The 14,834-nt window shown below is 72.8% G+C and carries 9 protein-coding genes, 6 pseudogenes and 1 riboswitch; of the genes and pseudogenes, 8 read left to right on the top strand and 7 right to left on the bottom strand.

Annotated features, from left to right (window positions below; all coding sequences use genetic code 11):
* Positions 1 to 34: 34 nt before the first annotated feature.
* On the bottom strand, positions 35 to 427 hold the full coding sequence (locus BJF85_RS28470; RefSeq protein ID WP_187346912.1) for a hypothetical protein: 393 nt from the start codon (positions 425 to 427) through the stop codon (positions 35 to 37).
* A 399-nt stretch (positions 428 to 826) separates the two neighbouring features.
* Between BJF85_RS28470 and erm the strand changes: the two are divergent.
* Positions 827 to 1,647, top strand: a pseudogene (gene erm, locus BJF85_RS13155) (23S ribosomal RNA methyltransferase Erm).
* Here erm and BJF85_RS13150 read toward each other — a convergent pair.
* The 3 genes from BJF85_RS13150 to cbiE are packed head-to-tail and all read right to left on the bottom strand — an operon-like array spanning position 1,541 to position 4,187.
* On the bottom strand, positions 1,541 to 2,149 hold the full coding sequence (locus BJF85_RS13150; protein ID WP_075847771.1) for a DedA family protein: 609 nt from the start codon (positions 2,147 to 2,149) through the stop codon (positions 1,541 to 1,543). The pseudogene erm and the gene BJF85_RS13150 overlap by 107 nt on opposite strands.
* A 33-nt stretch (positions 2,150 to 2,182) precedes the next feature.
* Positions 2,183 to 2,980, bottom strand: coding sequence for a precorrin-4 C(11)-methyltransferase (gene cobM / locus BJF85_RS13145; RefSeq protein WP_075847769.1), 798 nt, complete (start codon positions 2,978 to 2,980; stop codon positions 2,183 to 2,185).
* Between the two features lie 10 nt (positions 2,981 to 2,990).
* The gene (gene cbiE, locus BJF85_RS13140; protein ID WP_255375603.1) at positions 2,991 to 4,187 is read right to left on the bottom strand and encodes a precorrin-6y C5,15-methyltransferase (decarboxylating) subunit CbiE; all 1,197 of its coding nucleotides are present in this window, start codon (positions 4,185 to 4,187) and stop codon (positions 2,991 to 2,993) included.
* A gap of 68 nt (positions 4,188 to 4,255) precedes the next feature.
* Positions 4,256 to 4,348, top strand: a riboswitch (adenosylcobalamin (AdoCbl) riboswitch).
* Between the two features lie 64 nt (positions 4,349 to 4,412).
* Here cbiE and BJF85_RS13135 point away from each other — a divergent pair.
* The 4 genes and pseudogenes from BJF85_RS13135 (at position 4,413) to cobC (ending at position 9,415) form a co-directional block, all read left to right on the top strand.
* Positions 4,413 to 6,457, top strand: a pseudogene (locus BJF85_RS13135) (magnesium chelatase subunit D family protein).
* Complete coding sequence (cobO, locus tag BJF85_RS13130) at positions 6,457 to 7,059, top strand: cob(I)yrinic acid a,c-diamide adenosyltransferase (RefSeq protein ID WP_075847765.1); 603 nt, start codon at positions 6,457 to 6,459, stop codon at positions 7,057 to 7,059. Before BJF85_RS13135 ends, cobO begins: the two are co-directional and overlap by 1 nt.
* A pseudogene (locus BJF85_RS13125) lies at positions 7,053 to 8,416 on the top strand (cobyrinate a,c-diamide synthase). Before cobO ends, BJF85_RS13125 begins: the two are co-directional and overlap by 7 nt.
* Positions 8,409 to 9,415: pseudogene (gene cobC, locus BJF85_RS13120) on the top strand (Rv2231c family pyridoxal phosphate-dependent protein CobC). Before BJF85_RS13125 ends, cobC begins: the two co-directional pseudogenes overlap by 8 nt.
* Positions 9,416 to 9,452: 37 nt before the next feature.
* On the opposite strand, the gene BJF85_RS13115 reads toward cobC, so the two are convergent.
* From BJF85_RS13115 to BJF85_RS13105, 3 genes and pseudogenes are all read right to left on the bottom strand, one after another.
* The gene (locus BJF85_RS13115; protein WP_075847763.1) at positions 9,453 to 10,211 is read right to left on the bottom strand and encodes an adenosylcobinamide-GDP ribazoletransferase; all 759 of its coding nucleotides are present in this window, start codon (positions 10,209 to 10,211) and stop codon (positions 9,453 to 9,455) included.
* A gap of 16 nt (positions 10,212 to 10,227) precedes the next feature.
* Positions 10,228 to 11,192: pseudogene (gene cobT / locus BJF85_RS13110) on the bottom strand (nicotinate-nucleotide--dimethylbenzimidazole phosphoribosyltransferase).
* A gap of 92 nt (positions 11,193 to 11,284) precedes the next feature.
* Positions 11,285 to 11,946: pseudogene (locus tag BJF85_RS13105) on the bottom strand (bifunctional adenosylcobinamide kinase/adenosylcobinamide-phosphate guanylyltransferase).
* Between the two features lie 36 nt (positions 11,947 to 11,982).
* On the opposite strand from BJF85_RS13105, the gene BJF85_RS13100 reads away from it, so the two are divergent.
* The 3 genes from BJF85_RS13100 to BJF85_RS13090 all read left to right on the top strand — a co-directional run bounded on the left by BJF85_RS13100 (position 11,983) and on the right by BJF85_RS13090 (position 14,738).
* Positions 11,983 to 12,906, top strand: coding sequence for a cobalamin biosynthesis protein (locus tag BJF85_RS13100; protein ID WP_075847761.1), 924 nt, complete (start codon positions 11,983 to 11,985; stop codon positions 12,904 to 12,906).
* Between the two features lie 329 nt (positions 12,907 to 13,235).
* Positions 13,236 to 14,021, top strand: coding sequence for an IclR family transcriptional regulator (locus tag BJF85_RS13095; protein ID WP_075847759.1), 786 nt, complete (start codon positions 13,236 to 13,238; stop codon positions 14,019 to 14,021).
* A gap of 249 nt (positions 14,022 to 14,270) precedes the next feature.
* Positions 14,271 to 14,738 (top strand): hypothetical protein, encoded by a 468-nt coding sequence (locus tag BJF85_RS13090; RefSeq protein ID WP_075847757.1) that lies wholly within the window; start codon positions 14,271 to 14,273, stop codon positions 14,736 to 14,738.
* Positions 14,739 to 14,834: the final 96 nt, after the last annotated feature.

The raw sequence follows: 14,834 nt of genomic DNA, 5'->3' as shown, positions 1-14,834 counted from the left end.
ACTATGGGGCCCTCGGGAGCTTCTCCGCCGGTGGTCAGCAGTGCTTGAGCAGCAGCTCGACGCGGTTGGTGTTGGCGACGCGGTAGTTGAAGCTCTCCCGGGTGTTGAAGCCCGTCGTCCACGCGACACCGGTGCCGTCGGCGGTGTCGACGCACACGTTGCGGTTGTCCGGCAGGGTGTCCTCGACCCAGCCGAAGAAGTTGACCCCGCCGTCGGCGCACACGAGTTCCCAGTGGGCCCGGCCACCGGGGATCGTCGGATCGTCGACCGACGGGCAGAAACCGGTGATCGTGTAGCCCTCGTCCGAACCCGCATGCGGTGCGGCCGGCGTTTCCTGTGCGCTGTCGGCGTGGGCGGTCAGTCCCACCGAGCCGGCGAGTGCGATCGCGCCGAGTGCGACGGCGACGTGACGGGTGACGCTGCGCATGAACCCTCCAGTTGTTTCCCTACATGCAGTTCTCGTTCGTGCGCTCCGCGTGGGTACGCACGTCGATCACCTCCGACGGTGCCGCCGGCGCGTGGCGCCTCCGTGGCACGCCAGTGGCGTGGGTCCTCGGGAGCAGCCGGGCGGGACGAAAATCGGTCGCTCCGCGGGCGGGCCGCTCGCTACGGTGAGGGGCATGGGTGCTCTCTCCATCGCCGTGTTCGCGCGCCTGCGTCGCGCGTAAGCGGCGGCCCCACCAGCGATTCGACGCACGCGCCGGCATTCGACGCCGCGCGGTGCTCAGCAGCGTGGTTCACCGTGGCCGCCGCCGGCAGGTCCCGCCGGGCGGCGATGTCGTGCTGCCCGGGTCCACCCCACTCCCGGCTCGGAGAAGCACCGCTCATGTCCCGTCATGGTGGCCGCCGCGAACTCGGCCAGAACTTCCTCATCGACCGAGAGACGATCACCCGCATCGTCGACCTGGTCGCCGCACCGCAGGTCCGATCGTCGAGATCGGCCCCGGTTCGGGATCGCTCACCGTCCCGCTCGAAACCCTCGACCGGCCGATCACGGCGGTCGAGATCGACGAACGCCTCGCCGCGGCGCTGCGCGACCGCGTGGGCCCGCGCACCCGTGTCGTGCGCGCCGACTTCGGCCGGTTCGCCCTGCCCGCCGCGCCGCACGTGCTGGTCGGCAACCTGCCGTTCCACCGCACCACCGGCATGCTCCGCCGCATCCTCACGGCCGAGCACTGGACCGACGCCGTGCTGCTCGTGCAATGGGAGGTCGCCCGGCGCCGCGCGGCCGTCGGCGGGGCGAGCATGATGACCGCGCAGTGGTGGCCGTGGTTCGAGTTCGGTCTCGACCGGCGCGTGCCGGCCTCGGCGTTCCGACCCCGCCCCGACGTCGACGGCGGGCTGGTCACGATCACCCGCCGGCGCGATCCGCTCGTGCCGGCGGCGCAGCGGCGGGCCTACGCCGACCTGGTCCACGGCGTGTTCACCGGACCCGGGCGGGGCATCGAGGACATCCTCACCCGCCGGCTGGGTCGGCCCGGCGTGGTGCGCCGGTGGCTCGCCGAGCACGGCGTGCAGCCCGCAGCGCTGCCGCGGAGGCTCACCGCACGGCAGTGGGCAGCGTTGCACGCACTGGCCGGGTCGGCGCAGGTGCGGGCGTCCGGAGCCGCACGACGATCCTCCGGCCGAACTCGCCGGCGACGCTGATGACGACCGCCATCGCGATGCCGGCGGCCAGCGACCACAGCGGATCGCCCTGGGTCAGCGGCGCGATCAGCAGTCCCATGCCGCTCATGTAGCCGCACCACACGGCCGAGCTGGCGATCGTGGCCGGCAGGAACCGCCGGACGGGCAGCCGCACGCGACCGGCCGCCGCGACGCTCACCAGACGTCCGCCCGGCACGAACCGCACGGCGACGAGCGTCAGGATCGGCCTGCGGTGCAGGTGGCGGCGCACCCAAGTGCCGTCGCGCCTGCCGCGCAGGAACCGGTGCGAACCACGGCCGAGCGCGTACAGCAGCGCGTCACCGGCGAGCGAGCCGGCGAACGCGGCCGCGGCGAGCACGGCGATCCGGGCGGCGTCGGGTGCCACGGCGACGGCCGACATGAGCAGCGGTTCGCTGGGCAGGAACGGCAGCGGGCCGTCGGCCAGTACGGCCAGGGCCAGTACCGGCAGCAGCCACACGCTGCCCAGGAGATCGCCTGTCATGACCTCCACCGTGCCTGCGGACCGGCGCCGCGGTCAGTGGGGCTGGCCCCCGTTCTCGCAGTAGGGGTCGCCGGGTGCGTGGCGTTCCCTGCCCGCCGAGTACAGGAAGCTGTCGGGGAAGTTCTCGGCGCCGAGCACGCGTCCGACGAAGATCAGCGCGGCACGGTTGATACCGGCCTCGCGCACCTGCCCGGCGATGTCGCCGAGTGTGCCGCGCAGCACGGTCTCGCCGGGCTGGGTCGCCTTGGCGACGACGGCGGCGGGGCAGTCGGCGCCGTAGTGGGGCAGCAGCTCGTCGACGACCTGCTCGACCCGGTTGATCGCCAGGTGCAGCGCCAACGTGGTGCCCGAGGCGGCGAACGTGGCGAGTTCCTCGCCGGCGGGCATCGACGTCGACCGCGCCTGCGCCCGGGTCAGCACCAGACTCTGACCGACCGTCGGCACGGTCAGCTCCCGGCCGAGGACGGCCGCGGCCGCGGAGAAGGCGGGCACGCCCGGGGTGACGTCGTAGGCCACGCCGGCGGCGTCGAGACGGCGCATCTGCTCGGCGACCGCGCTGTAGACGGCCGGGTCGCCCGAGCACAGCCGGGCGACGTCGTGCCCGTCGCGGCACGCGGTGACGAGGGTGTCGATGATCTCGTCGAGGGTCAGGTCGGCGGTGTCGACCAGCGTGGCGCCGGGCGGGCAGTGCGCCAGCAGGTCGGTGGGGGTGAGGCTGCCCGGGTACAGGCACACGCCGCACGAGGCGAGCAGCTGCTGGCCGCGCACGGTGATCAGGTCGGCGGCACCCGGCCCCGCGCCGATGAAGTGCACGGTCGGTGTCGGGGTCATCGCTGTGTCCTCACTGTTCGTCCGGTTTCGTGGCGCTCCACTGGGTCACGGCCCTGGCCGGCGTCCATCCGGTGAGGCCGCCGAGCGGGGCGGCGCGTTCCACCGAGATCCTCGTCAGCTCGCCGCCGTGGGCGGCGTAGCGCGCGGCGAGCGCCTGTTCGGCCTCGAGGGTCACGCCGTGCGCGACGAGCCTGCCACCCGGACGCAGCGCCTGCCAGCACGTCGTGAGCACGCCCTCCCCGGCGACGCCGCCGCCGACGAACACGGCGTCGGGGGTGTCGAGGTCGGCGAGCACGTCGGGCGCCCGTCCGGTGACGACCCGCACATCGGGCACGCCGAGGGTGCCGGCGTTGCGGGCGATGCGCTCCGCGCGTTCGGGACGGGACTCGACGGCGATCGCCCGGTTGGCCGGATGCACCCGGCACCATTCGACGGCGACGCTGCCCGCCCCGGCGCCGACGTCCCACAACAACTGTCCGGGCGTCGGGGCGAGCCGGGCCAGCGCACTCGCGCGCAGATCGCGTTTGGTGAGCTGTCCGTCGTGCTCGAACGCCTCGTCGGGAAGGCCGCCGACCAGCGAGTACGCCTCGCCGGCGCACGTGATCGCGACGACGTTGAGCGGCGCGACCTCGTGGTCCCAGGTGCGGGCCGTGCCGTCGACGCGGCGTTCGTCCGCTGCGCCCAGGTTCTCCAGCGCCGTCATCGTGCTGGCGCCGAAGCCGTGCTCGGTGAGCAGCCGGGCCAGTGCCGCGGGCGTGTCGGCGTCCGAGCTGAGCACCAGCACGCGCCGGCCCGGTGCCAGCGCCCGCAGGACGCGCCTGCCGTCGCGGCCGACGGCGCTGACGACGTCGGTCTCCTCGGCGGTCCAGCCGAGTCGCGCGCGGGCCAGCGTCACCGACGACACCGCCGGCACGATGCGCACCGCGTCGGCGCCCAGCCTGCGCACGAGCGTGCCGCCGATACCGGACAGCAGCGGGTCGCCGCTGGCGAGCACCACGACGCGCCGGCCCTCCAGCTCGGCCAGCACGTCGTCGAGCGCCGGCAGCAGCGGACTGGGCCAGCCGCGCTTCTCGTACGGGCCGTCGGGCACGAGGTCGAGCTGTCTCGGTCCTCCCAGCAGCACGTCGCATGTCTCGAGCTCGGCGCGGGTCGTCGCCGGCAGTGCCTGCCAGCCGTCCGCGCCGATGCCCACCACGGTGATCCTCACGTTCGGTCACGGTAGTTGTGTTCCGACGAACATCCGCGGCCGGTGGAACCTGTGCGATGATGCGCATGCGTGGTCGCCGTGGAACCCGGTGCGAATCCGGGACGGTCCCGCCACTGTGACCGGCCGTTTCCCGGCCGGGAGTCAGAGCTTCGGCGGCCGCGGAATGCTTGCGTGGTGGAGAACCCGGTGGGCGTGGAAACCCGCCGTCGAGCAAGGGAGTAGTGCATGCGGCCGTACCCGTTCACGGCAGTCGTCGGTATGGCCGAGCTCCGGTTGGCCCTGGTGCTGTGCACCATCTCACCGTCGATCGGCGGCGTGCTGGTCCGCGGGGAGAAGGGCACCGCGAAATCCACGATGGTGCGCGCCCTCGCGGGGCTGCTGCCCGAAGTGGACGTTGTCGACGGCTGCCGGTTCTCCTGTGATCCCACCGCGCCCGACGCCGCGTGCCCCGACGGTCCACACTCGACACCGGAGTCCGGACGGCGCCCGGCGCGGCTGGTCGAACTTCCGGTGGGGGCGGCGGAGGAGCGCGTCGTCGGCTCGCTGGACCTCGAGCGCGCCTTGCGCGACGGGGTGACCGACTTCCAACCCGGCCTGCTGGCCGGTGCGCACCGCGGCATGCTCTACGTCGACGAGGTCAACCTGCTGCACGACCACCTGGTCGACACCCTGCTCGACGCCGCGGCCATGGGCCGGGTGACGGTCGAACGCGAGGGCGTGTCGGTGTCGCACGCGGCCCGGTTCGTCCTCATCGGAACGATGAACCCCGAGGAGGGTGAACTCCGGCCGCAGCTGCTCGACCGTTTCGGACTGACCGTCGAGGTCGCCTCCAGTCGCGACGCCGCCGAACGCGTGCAGGTCGTCCGCCGCCGGCTGGCGTACGAGGCCGACCCCGACGCGTTCGCCGCAGGCTACGCGGCCGACGACGAGGCGCTGGCGGCCGAGATCGCCGCTGCCCGGGCCCTGCTGCCGTCGGTGACGCTCACCGACGAGGCCCTGCTGCAGATCGCCGAGGTCTGCGCCGCGTTCGAGGTCGACGGCATGCGGGCCGACATCGTCACCGCTCGCACGGCCGCCGCGCACGCCGCCTGGTGCGGCCGCGACACCGTGTCCACAGAGGACATCCGCGTCGCGGCGCGGCTCGCGTTGCCGCACCGGCGCAGGCGCAACCCGTTCGACGCTCCCGGCATCGACTCCGACCAGCTCGACGAGGCGCTGCGGAACTCCCAGCCGCCCGAGGACAGCGACAGCGGCTCCGACGACAGCGACAGCGGCGACAACGGAGACGGGCCGGACGGCCCGGACGACGACGGCCCCGGCGGCGGCGCGCCCGACCCGGCCGACAACGCCGACGGTTCCGGTGGCACGTCCCGAAACGGCGCGCAGACACCGCCGTCGGGTGCCGGCGAGGGCGAGTCCGGCGACGGGCAGTCGAAGCAGCAGCGGGTCGGGGCGGAGACGCCGTACCGGGCCAAGCTGTTCACGGTCGACGGGACCGGCACGGGAGCGGACGGAAGGCGTTCCCGCGCCGAGGGCGACCGCGGTCGCACCGTCGGCGTGCGGCCCGGTGCGGGCGGTACCGCCCGAGGTGGCGGATCGCCGCACCTGGTCGCGACGCTGCGCACCGCCGCGCGGAACCGGCCCGAACGCGGCGCCCGCGCCGACGGCGGCCTGCTCGTGCTCCCGCGCGACGTGCGCTACGCCCGCAAGGAGGGCAAGGAGGGCAACCTCGTCCTGCTGTGCGTCGACTCGTCGGGGTCGATGGGCGCGCGGTCGCGGATGCGCGAGGTGAAGACGGCGGTGCTGTCGCTGCTGCTCGACGCCTACCAGCGGCGCGACAAGGTCGGGCTGGTGACGTTCCGGGCGTCCGAGGCGGAGGTCGCGTTGCCGCCGACGGGCAGTGTCGACGTCGCGGCCGCGCGGCTGGAGGAGCTGCCCACCGGTGGGCGGACGCCGCTGGCCGAGGGGCTCACGCGGGCCGCCGAGGTGCTGCGGGTCGAGGCGTTGCGCGACGGGAATCGGCGGCCGCTGTTGGTGGTCGTGACCGACGGGCGCGCACGAGCGGCCCCGAGCCATTGCAGCGTGCCCACGCCGCCGCGGACGGGATCGCGCGCACCGGGGTGTCCACTGTGGTCATGGACTGCGAGACGGGCCGGATGCGGCTCGGGCTCGCGGCGACCCTCGCCGCCCGGCTGGGGGGCGAGCACGTGGCGCTGGGGGATGTTGCTGCCGAGAAGCTGACCGACGAGGTGAAACGGAGGGCGGCCTGATGCCGCAGGGGAAGCCGGAGACGGTGCCGGACGACGGACTGACCACGCGGCAGCGGCGCAACCGGCCCATCGTAGCCGTCCACACCGGACCGATGAAGGGCAAGTCCACGGCTGCGTTCGGGATGGCGCTGCGGGCGTGGAACCAGGGCTGGAACATCGGCGTGTTCCAGTTCGTGAAGTCGGCCAAGTGGCGCGTGGGCGAGGAGACCGCGCTGCGCACGTTGGGCGAGAGCGGTCAGGGCGGCCCCGTCGAGTGGCACAAGATGGGCGAGGGCTGGAGCTGGTCGCGCAAGAAGGGCACCGAGGACGATCACGCCGAGAACGCGCGTGAGGGCTGGGCGGAGATCAAGCGCCGGCTCGCCGAGGAGACCCACGACTTCTACGTGCTGGACGAGTTCACCTATCCGCTGCACTGGGGCTGGATCGACGTGGACGACGTGGTCGCGGCGTTGCGGGAGCGGCCGGGCCGCCAGCATGTGGTGATCACGGGCCGCAACGCGCCGGAGGCGCTGCTGGACGCGGCCGATCTGGTCGCCGAGATGTCGAAGGTCAAGCACCCGATGGACGCGGGACAAAAGGGCCAGCGGGGCATCGAGTGGTAGCGCGGGTCGTCGTCGCGGCCCCGGGTTCGGGGCACGGCAAGACGACGGTCGCGACGGTCTGATGGCCGCGTTGCGGGCGCGCGGGACGAACGTGTCCGGGCACAAGGTCGGTCCCGACTACATCGACCCGGGCTATCACGCGTTGGCGACGGGACGTCCGCCGCGCAATCTCGATCCGTTCCTGCAGGGCGAGGACCGGTTGGTGCCGTTGCTGTTGCACGGTGCGGCCGGCGCCGAGGTCGCGGTGATCGAGGGCGTGATGGGCCTGTTCGACGGCGCCCTCGGCACGGACGGCTACGCCTCGACGGCGCACGTCGCGAAGCTGGTCGACGCGCCGGTGGTGCTGGTCGTGGACGCGAGCGCCGCGAGCCGCAGCGTTGCCGCGCTGGTGCTCGGGTTCGCCTCGTACGACCCGCAGGTGCGGTTGGCGGGCGTCATCCTCAACAAGTTGGGTTCGCAGCGGCACGAGGACGAGATCCGCGGCGCGCTGGCGCCGACGGGTATCCCGGTGCTCGGGGCGTTGCGGCGCAGCGACGAGATCCACGCGCCGAGCCGGCATCTGGGCCTCGTGCCCGCCACGGAACGGGAGACCGATTCGCGGAAGCTGCTGCCGAAGCTCGCCGAGTGGATCTCCGGCGGCGTCGACCTCGACGCGATTGTTCGGGCGGCCCGCGAGGCCCCGCCGCTGCACGGCACGCCGTGGTCGGCGACCGACGTCGTGGGTCCCGCCGGGACGCGCGCGGTGGTGGCGGCCGCGGCGGGGGAGGCGTTCACCTTCCGCTACACCGAGAACACCGAGCTGCTCGCGGCCCTCGGGGTCGACGTGGTGGACATCGACCCGCTGCACGACGAGCGGCTTCCGGCCGCATGTCACGGCGTGTACTTCGGCGGGGGTTTCCCCGAGGCGCACCTGGAGGCGTTGTCGGCCAACGAGTCGTTGCGCACCCAGCTGGCCGGGGAGTTGGCGGGCGGGATGCCCGCGGTCGCCGAATGCGCAGGCCTGCTGTACCTGTGCCGCGAACTCGACGGGTTGCCGATGGTCGGCGCGATCGACGCGACGGCGCGGATGACCCGCCGCGGCGCGCTGGGCTACCGCACCGCCACGGCGGCCTCCGACAACGTCCTGGCGTCCACAGGGGACACCGCGCGCGGCCACGAGTTCCACCGCACCGTCGTCGAACCCCGGGCGGGCGCGACGGCCGCGTGGACGTGGCACGACGACCCGGAAGGGTTCGCCACCTCGACCCTGCACGCGTCGTACCTGCACGTCCACTGGGCCGGACATCCGGAACTGGCGCAGGCGTTCGCCCGCGCCGCCCAGCGCCGAGCGCAGAACCCCGAGCAGGCGCATGGTTGATTTGTGGCACCACGGTGACCGGGAGGTCGGCGACGGACTCGTCGACCTCGCGGTGAACGTGCGGGTCACGGCCCCGCCGGACTGGCTGCTCACGCGGCTCACGGAGAGTCTGTCCACTGTGGCCGCCTATCCGGACGTCGCGGGTGCGAGCGCGGCGATCGCTGAGCGGCACGGCCGTGCGGTGTCCGACGTGCTGCCCACCGCGGGCGGCGCGGAGGCCTTCACACTGCTCGCACGCGCGTGGCCCGCGCGCAGGCCGGTGGTCGTGCATCCCCAGTTCACCGAACCCGAGGCCGCGTTGCTGGCCGCGGGCCGCGACGTGACGCGCGCGGTGTTGTCCGAATCGGACGGCTACCGGCTCGACCCGTCGGTGGTGCCCGAGGACGCGGATCTGGTGTTCGTGGGCAACCCGACGAACCCGACGTCGGTGCTGCACCCGGCGACCGCGATCCGCGACCTGGTGCGGCCCGGCCGGCTGGTCGTGGTCGACGAGGCGTTCCTCGACGCGATTCCCGGGGAACCGGAAAGCCTTGCCGGGGAACGGATCCGCGGTATCGCGGTGGTGCGGAGCCTGACGAAGACGTGGGGGATCGCCGGGCTGCGCGCCGGGTACGTGCTGGCCGAGCCCGAGGTGATCGAGCGGTTGCGGGCGGTGCAGCCGCCGTGGTCGGTGTCGACGCCCGCGGCCGTGGCGATGGTCGAGTGCAGCCGTCCGCACGCGGTCGCCGAGGCCGAACGCCTGGCGCAGGAGGCCGAGCAGGACCGCGTGCGGCTCGTAGGGGAGCTGCGGGAGCTCGGGGTCGAGGTCGTCGGGCAGCCCCGCGCGCCGTTCGTCCTGGTGCGGATCCCGAACGGGGAGAAGATCCGGGTGGCGCTGCGCGAGGCCGGCTACGCCGTGCGCAGGGCCGACACCTTCCCGGGCCTCGGCGCGACTGGCTGCGCATCGCGGTGCGCAGCGACATGTCGGCATTCCTCGAGGCGCTCCGCACCCTCCTCTGACCCGCGAGACCTGCAGCCGGCCCCGCGAGATCTGCCGTCACACGGCGAGAATCGCGAGCGTGGCGGCCAGGGACACCTCGACGCAGCCGCCGAGGACGTCCCCGGTCATGCCGCCCAGCCGGCGGATGCAGCGCGCGAGCAGGACGGCCGCGACGCACCAGCCGACGACGACGGCGACGGGTCCCTGCCACCAAGCGAGTCCCGCGAACAACGCCACTGTGGACACCGCGGCCACGGCGACGGCGATGCCGGCCGCGATCGGCACCGCCACGGCGCCGGACACGGTCGCGCCGAGCCCCTCGGGCCGGGCCGACGGGACGAACCGCGTGCAGCACAGCGGCACCATGACGCGGCTGGCGATCACCGCGACGACGATCGCGACAACGCCGACCCCGGCCGAGATCGCGGCCGCCAGGGCCCCGACCTGCAGCAGGACGACGAACAGCAGCGTGGCGACGCCGGTGGGGCCCGCGTCGCCGCGCCGCATGATCTCGAGCGCGCGTTCGCGGTCGTAGGACGCGCCGAGCCCGTCGGCGGTGTCGGCGAGCCCGTCGAGGTGCAGTCCCCGCGTGGCGAGCGCGACCGTGCCGAGGCCGAGAACGGCCACGACGAGCGCGGGCAGACCGACGAGCACACCGAGGCCCACGACGAGTCCCGCGGCGGCGGCGAGCACGACGCCGGCGAGCGGGGCGAACGCCATGGCCGTGCCGGCGACCCGGCGGTCGATGGACGTCGGAGCGGGCACGGGCAGTGCGGTCAACGTCCCGACGGCCATCCGCAGGCCGTCGCGGACCACCGCGGACCGGGCCTGCTCAGCCAAGGTCGGCCAGCCTCCCCATGCCGGCGAGCACGGCGCGCGCGTTGCGCAGGACGGGCACGGCCTGCACGGCGCCGCTGCCCTCGCCGAGCCGGAGCCCGAGGTCGAGGATCGGCTCGAGTCCGAGCGCCTTGAGGGCAAACGCTTGCGCTGGTTCGGTCGACCGGTGACCGGCGACCCACCACCGTTCGGCACCCGGGGCGATCTCCCGTGCGACGACCGCGGCCGCGCACGGGAACACGCCGTCCAGGATCACCGGCACGCGCCGGGCGGACGCGCGGACGAGGAAGCCCGCGGTCGCCGCCGAGCAGGCGCTGCCGAGCGAGGTGAGCGTGTCGAACGGGCCGTCGACGTCGCGCCGGGCGAACGCGCGCTGCAACACGGCGACCTTGTGGGCGCGTCCCTCGTCGTCGATGCCGGTTCCGGTGCCGACGACGTCGTCGGCGGGCACGCCGAGCGTGGCGGCCACGAGCGCCGCGGCGATCGTCGTGTTGCCGATGCCCATGTCGCCGGGGATCAGCAGGTCGGCACCGTCGTCGATCTCGGCGTCGGCGGCCGCGGCGCCGGCGTCGAAGGCGCGCCGCGCCTCACCGGGCGCCAGCGCGTCGGCGACGTCGATGGACTCCGAACCGCGGCGGATCTTGTACCGGCGCACGTCGTCGGGGACGTCGTCGAGCGGGTCGTCGACCGCGAGGTCGAGCACGCGCACCTGGGCGCCCACCTCGCGCGCGAGCACGCTGACGCCCGAGTCGCCCGCGAGGAACACCCGCACCATGCCGCGGTGAGATGCCGAGGGTAGGCCGATACCGCTCCCGACGTGGTGACGCCGGTGACGCCGTGGTCGCCGGCGAACACGACGACCCGCACGTCGTCGAGGGGCCGCGGCGGCACCTGCCCGTGGGCGGCGCACAGCCACGCGGCCAGCTCCTCGAGCCTGCCCAGCGCGCCGGTCGGCTTCACCAGCCCGTCGAGCTGGGTGCAGGCCTCGGCGTGGGCGGCCGCGTCGAGCGCGGGAATCTCCACCGGCTTGTCCACTGGGTCCACCAGATCTCCTAGTCGAGGGTCAGGACCCGTCCGGCGACGACGAGCCGGACGTGGTCGGACTGCGCGGCCACGGCGGTGTTGAGGGCGCCGAGGACGTCGCGGAAGATCCTGCCGGACGCGCTGGCCGGGACCACGCCGCTGCCGACCTCGTTGCTCACCGCGACCACGGGAAGCGTCGTGGCCTGCCACGCCTCGGTGAACGCACCGAGCCGTTCGTCGACGAGCTTCTGCCACCCCTCGCGTTGCTCCCACGCGCCCGACTCGTCGAGCACCCGAGTCAACCAGGTGCCGAGGCAGTCGATGAGCACGGGGCGGTCCGCCTCGCGCAGGGCGGTGGTGATGTCGCCGGTCTCGACGGTGCTCCAGGTGTCGGGGCGCCGCGCGCGGTGCGCCTCGACGCGGGCGCGCCAGTCGGGGTCGTCGTCGGTGGGGGCCATGCCCGCGGCGATGTAGATCACGCGCGGGTGCTGGGCGCAGATCTCCTCGGCGTAGCGGGATTTGCCGGAGCGCACGCCGCCGAGCACGAGCGTTCTGCCTCCGGCCGGTCCGTCCGCGGCGTTGCGGGGTGCTCCGGGTCCGGTGGGTCCGCCGAGACCGCGGAGCCGGGTGGCCGCGCGTCGAGGCGGTCCGCCGCGAACCGGCCGAGTCGGAGCTTCGGATCATTCGTCATGCCGGGCATTCTGGACCACTCGTTAGGGTGAGCGCTGTGGTCCGTGTTCAAGCTGTCACCGCCGCCGGGATCGTCGCTGGGTACGCGGCCGACGTCGTCGTCGGCGATCCGCGGCGCGGGCATCCCGTCGCCCTGTTCGGCGCGGCGGCGAGTGCGCTGGAACGGCGCATGTGGGCCGACTCGCGGCCCCGCGGTGCGGCGTACGCGGGCCTGTGCGTGGGCGCCGCGACCGCGTTGGGAGCGGCGCTGCAGACCGCGACGCGACGTCGGCCACTCGTGCGTTTCGTCACCACCGCGGCCGCGACCTGGGCCGTCCTCGGCGGGACGGGACTGGCGCGCGAGGGCGACGCGATGACCCGGCACCTCACCGCCGGCGAGCTGCCCGCCGCACGCGCGCGACTCGGCCACCTGTGCGGCCGGGACGCGACGACGCTGGACGAGGAGGGGCTGGCGCGCGCGGCCACCGAGTCGATCGCCGAGAACACCTCCGACGCCGTCGTCGCGCCGCTGGTGTGGGGCGGCATCGCCGGACTGCCGGGACTGCTGGGCTACCGCGCGCTGAACACGCTCGATGCCATGGTCGGGCACCGCACCGCGCGGTACGAACGCTTCGGCTGGGCGTCCGCGCGCGGCGACGACGTCGCCAACCTCGTCCCGTCGCGGCTGTCGGCCGTGGCCGCGGCGGCGACGGGCGGACGTCCGCGGCAGGCGCTGCGCGCCTGGCGCCGCGACGCCCACCGGCACCCGAGCCCCAACGCCGGTCCGGTCGAGGCCGCGTTCGCGGGTTCGCTGGGCGTGCGCCTGGGCGGCACGAACGTCTACGGCGGCACGGTCGAGGACCGAGGCACCCTGGGCGACGGCGAGCCCCCGCGTGCGGCCGACCTGCGCCGCGCGGTCCGCCTGTCCAGGCTGGTCGGCCTGGCGGCCCTGGGAGTCGCAGCCACAACCGCCGCCCGCTGACCCCCACGCGGCCGTGTCAGCACCCCACGTCGCTGTGTCAGCACTTCGCGCGGGCGTGTCAGCACCCCACGTCGCCGTGTTGGCGTTTCCGGATCGGAAGCTCCGGTCGCTGGCCGTAGCGCTGCTGTTGTCCACGTGGTCTGCGCCTGGGCCAGATCTGCACGTCGACCTGCGAGATCTGCATGCCGACACGCGTACACCGCGTTCCGTCGGGTTCGTCATGGACGAACGGGTTTCGGTCAACAACGTGTTTCGGCGCGCTGTAGCCCTTGCCTCTGCGGCCGAGGGCTTCTTAGCTTGCATTCGCAGATACCGAAAGGTGTTCGCCTATGCCGAACGAATCGCACCAGCTGCACGCGCCTCGCCGGCTCAACAGCGTCGGCAACGCGCTCCGTGTGCTCGCCCTGCTCGCCGAGAATCCGGACGGGTTGGGTGTATCGGAGCTGGCCACTCGGCTCGGCTTGGGTAAAAGCACTGCGCATCTATTGCTCGCGACCATGGCCGACCACGATTTTGTCGAGCGTAGGGGCAACGGGACCTATCGACTGGGCATCGCTGCCTTCGAGGTCGGTTCCGCCGTGCCGGAGAGCTCCCGGTTCGGTGGGGCGCTCGCGGTACCGATGCGGAGGATCGCCGACCGTTCCGGGGAGGCTGTATCGCTGGCCATCCACCGGGGACGGGACGCGATCATCGTGCAGCGGTTCGAGAGCGCGAGTGTGCTCAGGGCCGAGATTCGCATCGGAACACGGATGCCGGTGCACAGTTGCGGATCCGGAAAGCTGTTTTTGTCCGAGATGGATGCCGACGAGTTGGATGCAATGTTTCCGACGGATTCGCTTCCTGCGATCACCAGGTACACGTTGCGGACCAAGGCGGCGCTGCTCCGGCAGCTGGAGGACGTTCGCAAGCAGGGATACGCGACGACCGACGAGGAGTATCACGACGAGGTGCGTGGCATAGCGGTTCCGGTCCGGGACCGGCATGGGCGGATCGCGGCAGCGCTCAGCGTTGCGGGGCCCGTGTCACGTTTCAAGCCGTGGGACTGGCTCGACGAACTCAACGATGCCGCTGGTCACCTGTCGGAGACCCTCGGTACTCGACCATCCGGAATGTGATGGTTTCCCGGGGTAGAAGCGCTCGGACTTGCCCTCGGTCGAATTTGTCTCTGCCACAAGCGTTCGTGACACACGGACGCTGAAACGAATTATTGCAGCTCCCTGTTCATCTATCGGTCAAGGAGCGTCCGCTATGGGCGTGCTCGCCGATGCTGTTCCGTTATTGATCTTGGCGGTGGTGCAAATGGCCGCCGCGTTCATCCTTGGTGGCTATTTGCTTCGCAGGAGGCGAAAGGACGGTGATGATGCATGAGTAACACCGTTCTGTTCTGCGTGGCCGCCTTCGCGCTGCTCATCGTATGGTCGGCGTGGCACGGGTACCGCAAGACCGGAAGTTCCGCCGATTTCCTGGTCGCCGGACGAGCGGCTCCTTGGTGGCTGATCGCGGGCTCCCTGATCGCCTCTACCGTCTCGGGTGCGACGTTCTTCGGCCTGATCAGCTCGTATCACCGGACGGGCTTCTCCGCGCACTGGATTCCGCTGGGCGTGGCGTTCTCGTGGCTTGTTATCTGCTTCGCGGTCGGTCCACGATTGCGCAGGTACGGCCGGTTCACGATCCCCGAATACTTCGCCGACCGTTTCTCGTCGCCGGGGCTGAGGGTCGTGTTCGCGGCGGTGACCGTGATCTGGATGGTCTTCCTCCTTTCGACAGTCTTGGTCCAGGGCGGGCTCCTCTTCGGTGAGCTGTGGGGTTGGAACTACGGCACGTCGGTGTGACCTGATCCCCGGGTGGTGGTCCGGTTGTTGTGAGAGTCCGATGCCCGATGATGGGCGCAGGAGGACTCGACGACGATGAGTGAGCGACGCCGGCGG

The sequence above is a fragment of the Saccharomonospora sp. CUA-673 genome (genome assembly GCF_001942305.1).
Taxonomy (GTDB): domain Bacteria; phylum Actinomycetota; class Actinomycetes; order Mycobacteriales; family Pseudonocardiaceae; genus Prauserella.
The sequence above is the reverse complement of the archived record's forward strand: the minus strand, read 5'-3'. Positions and strand labels throughout refer to the sequence as shown.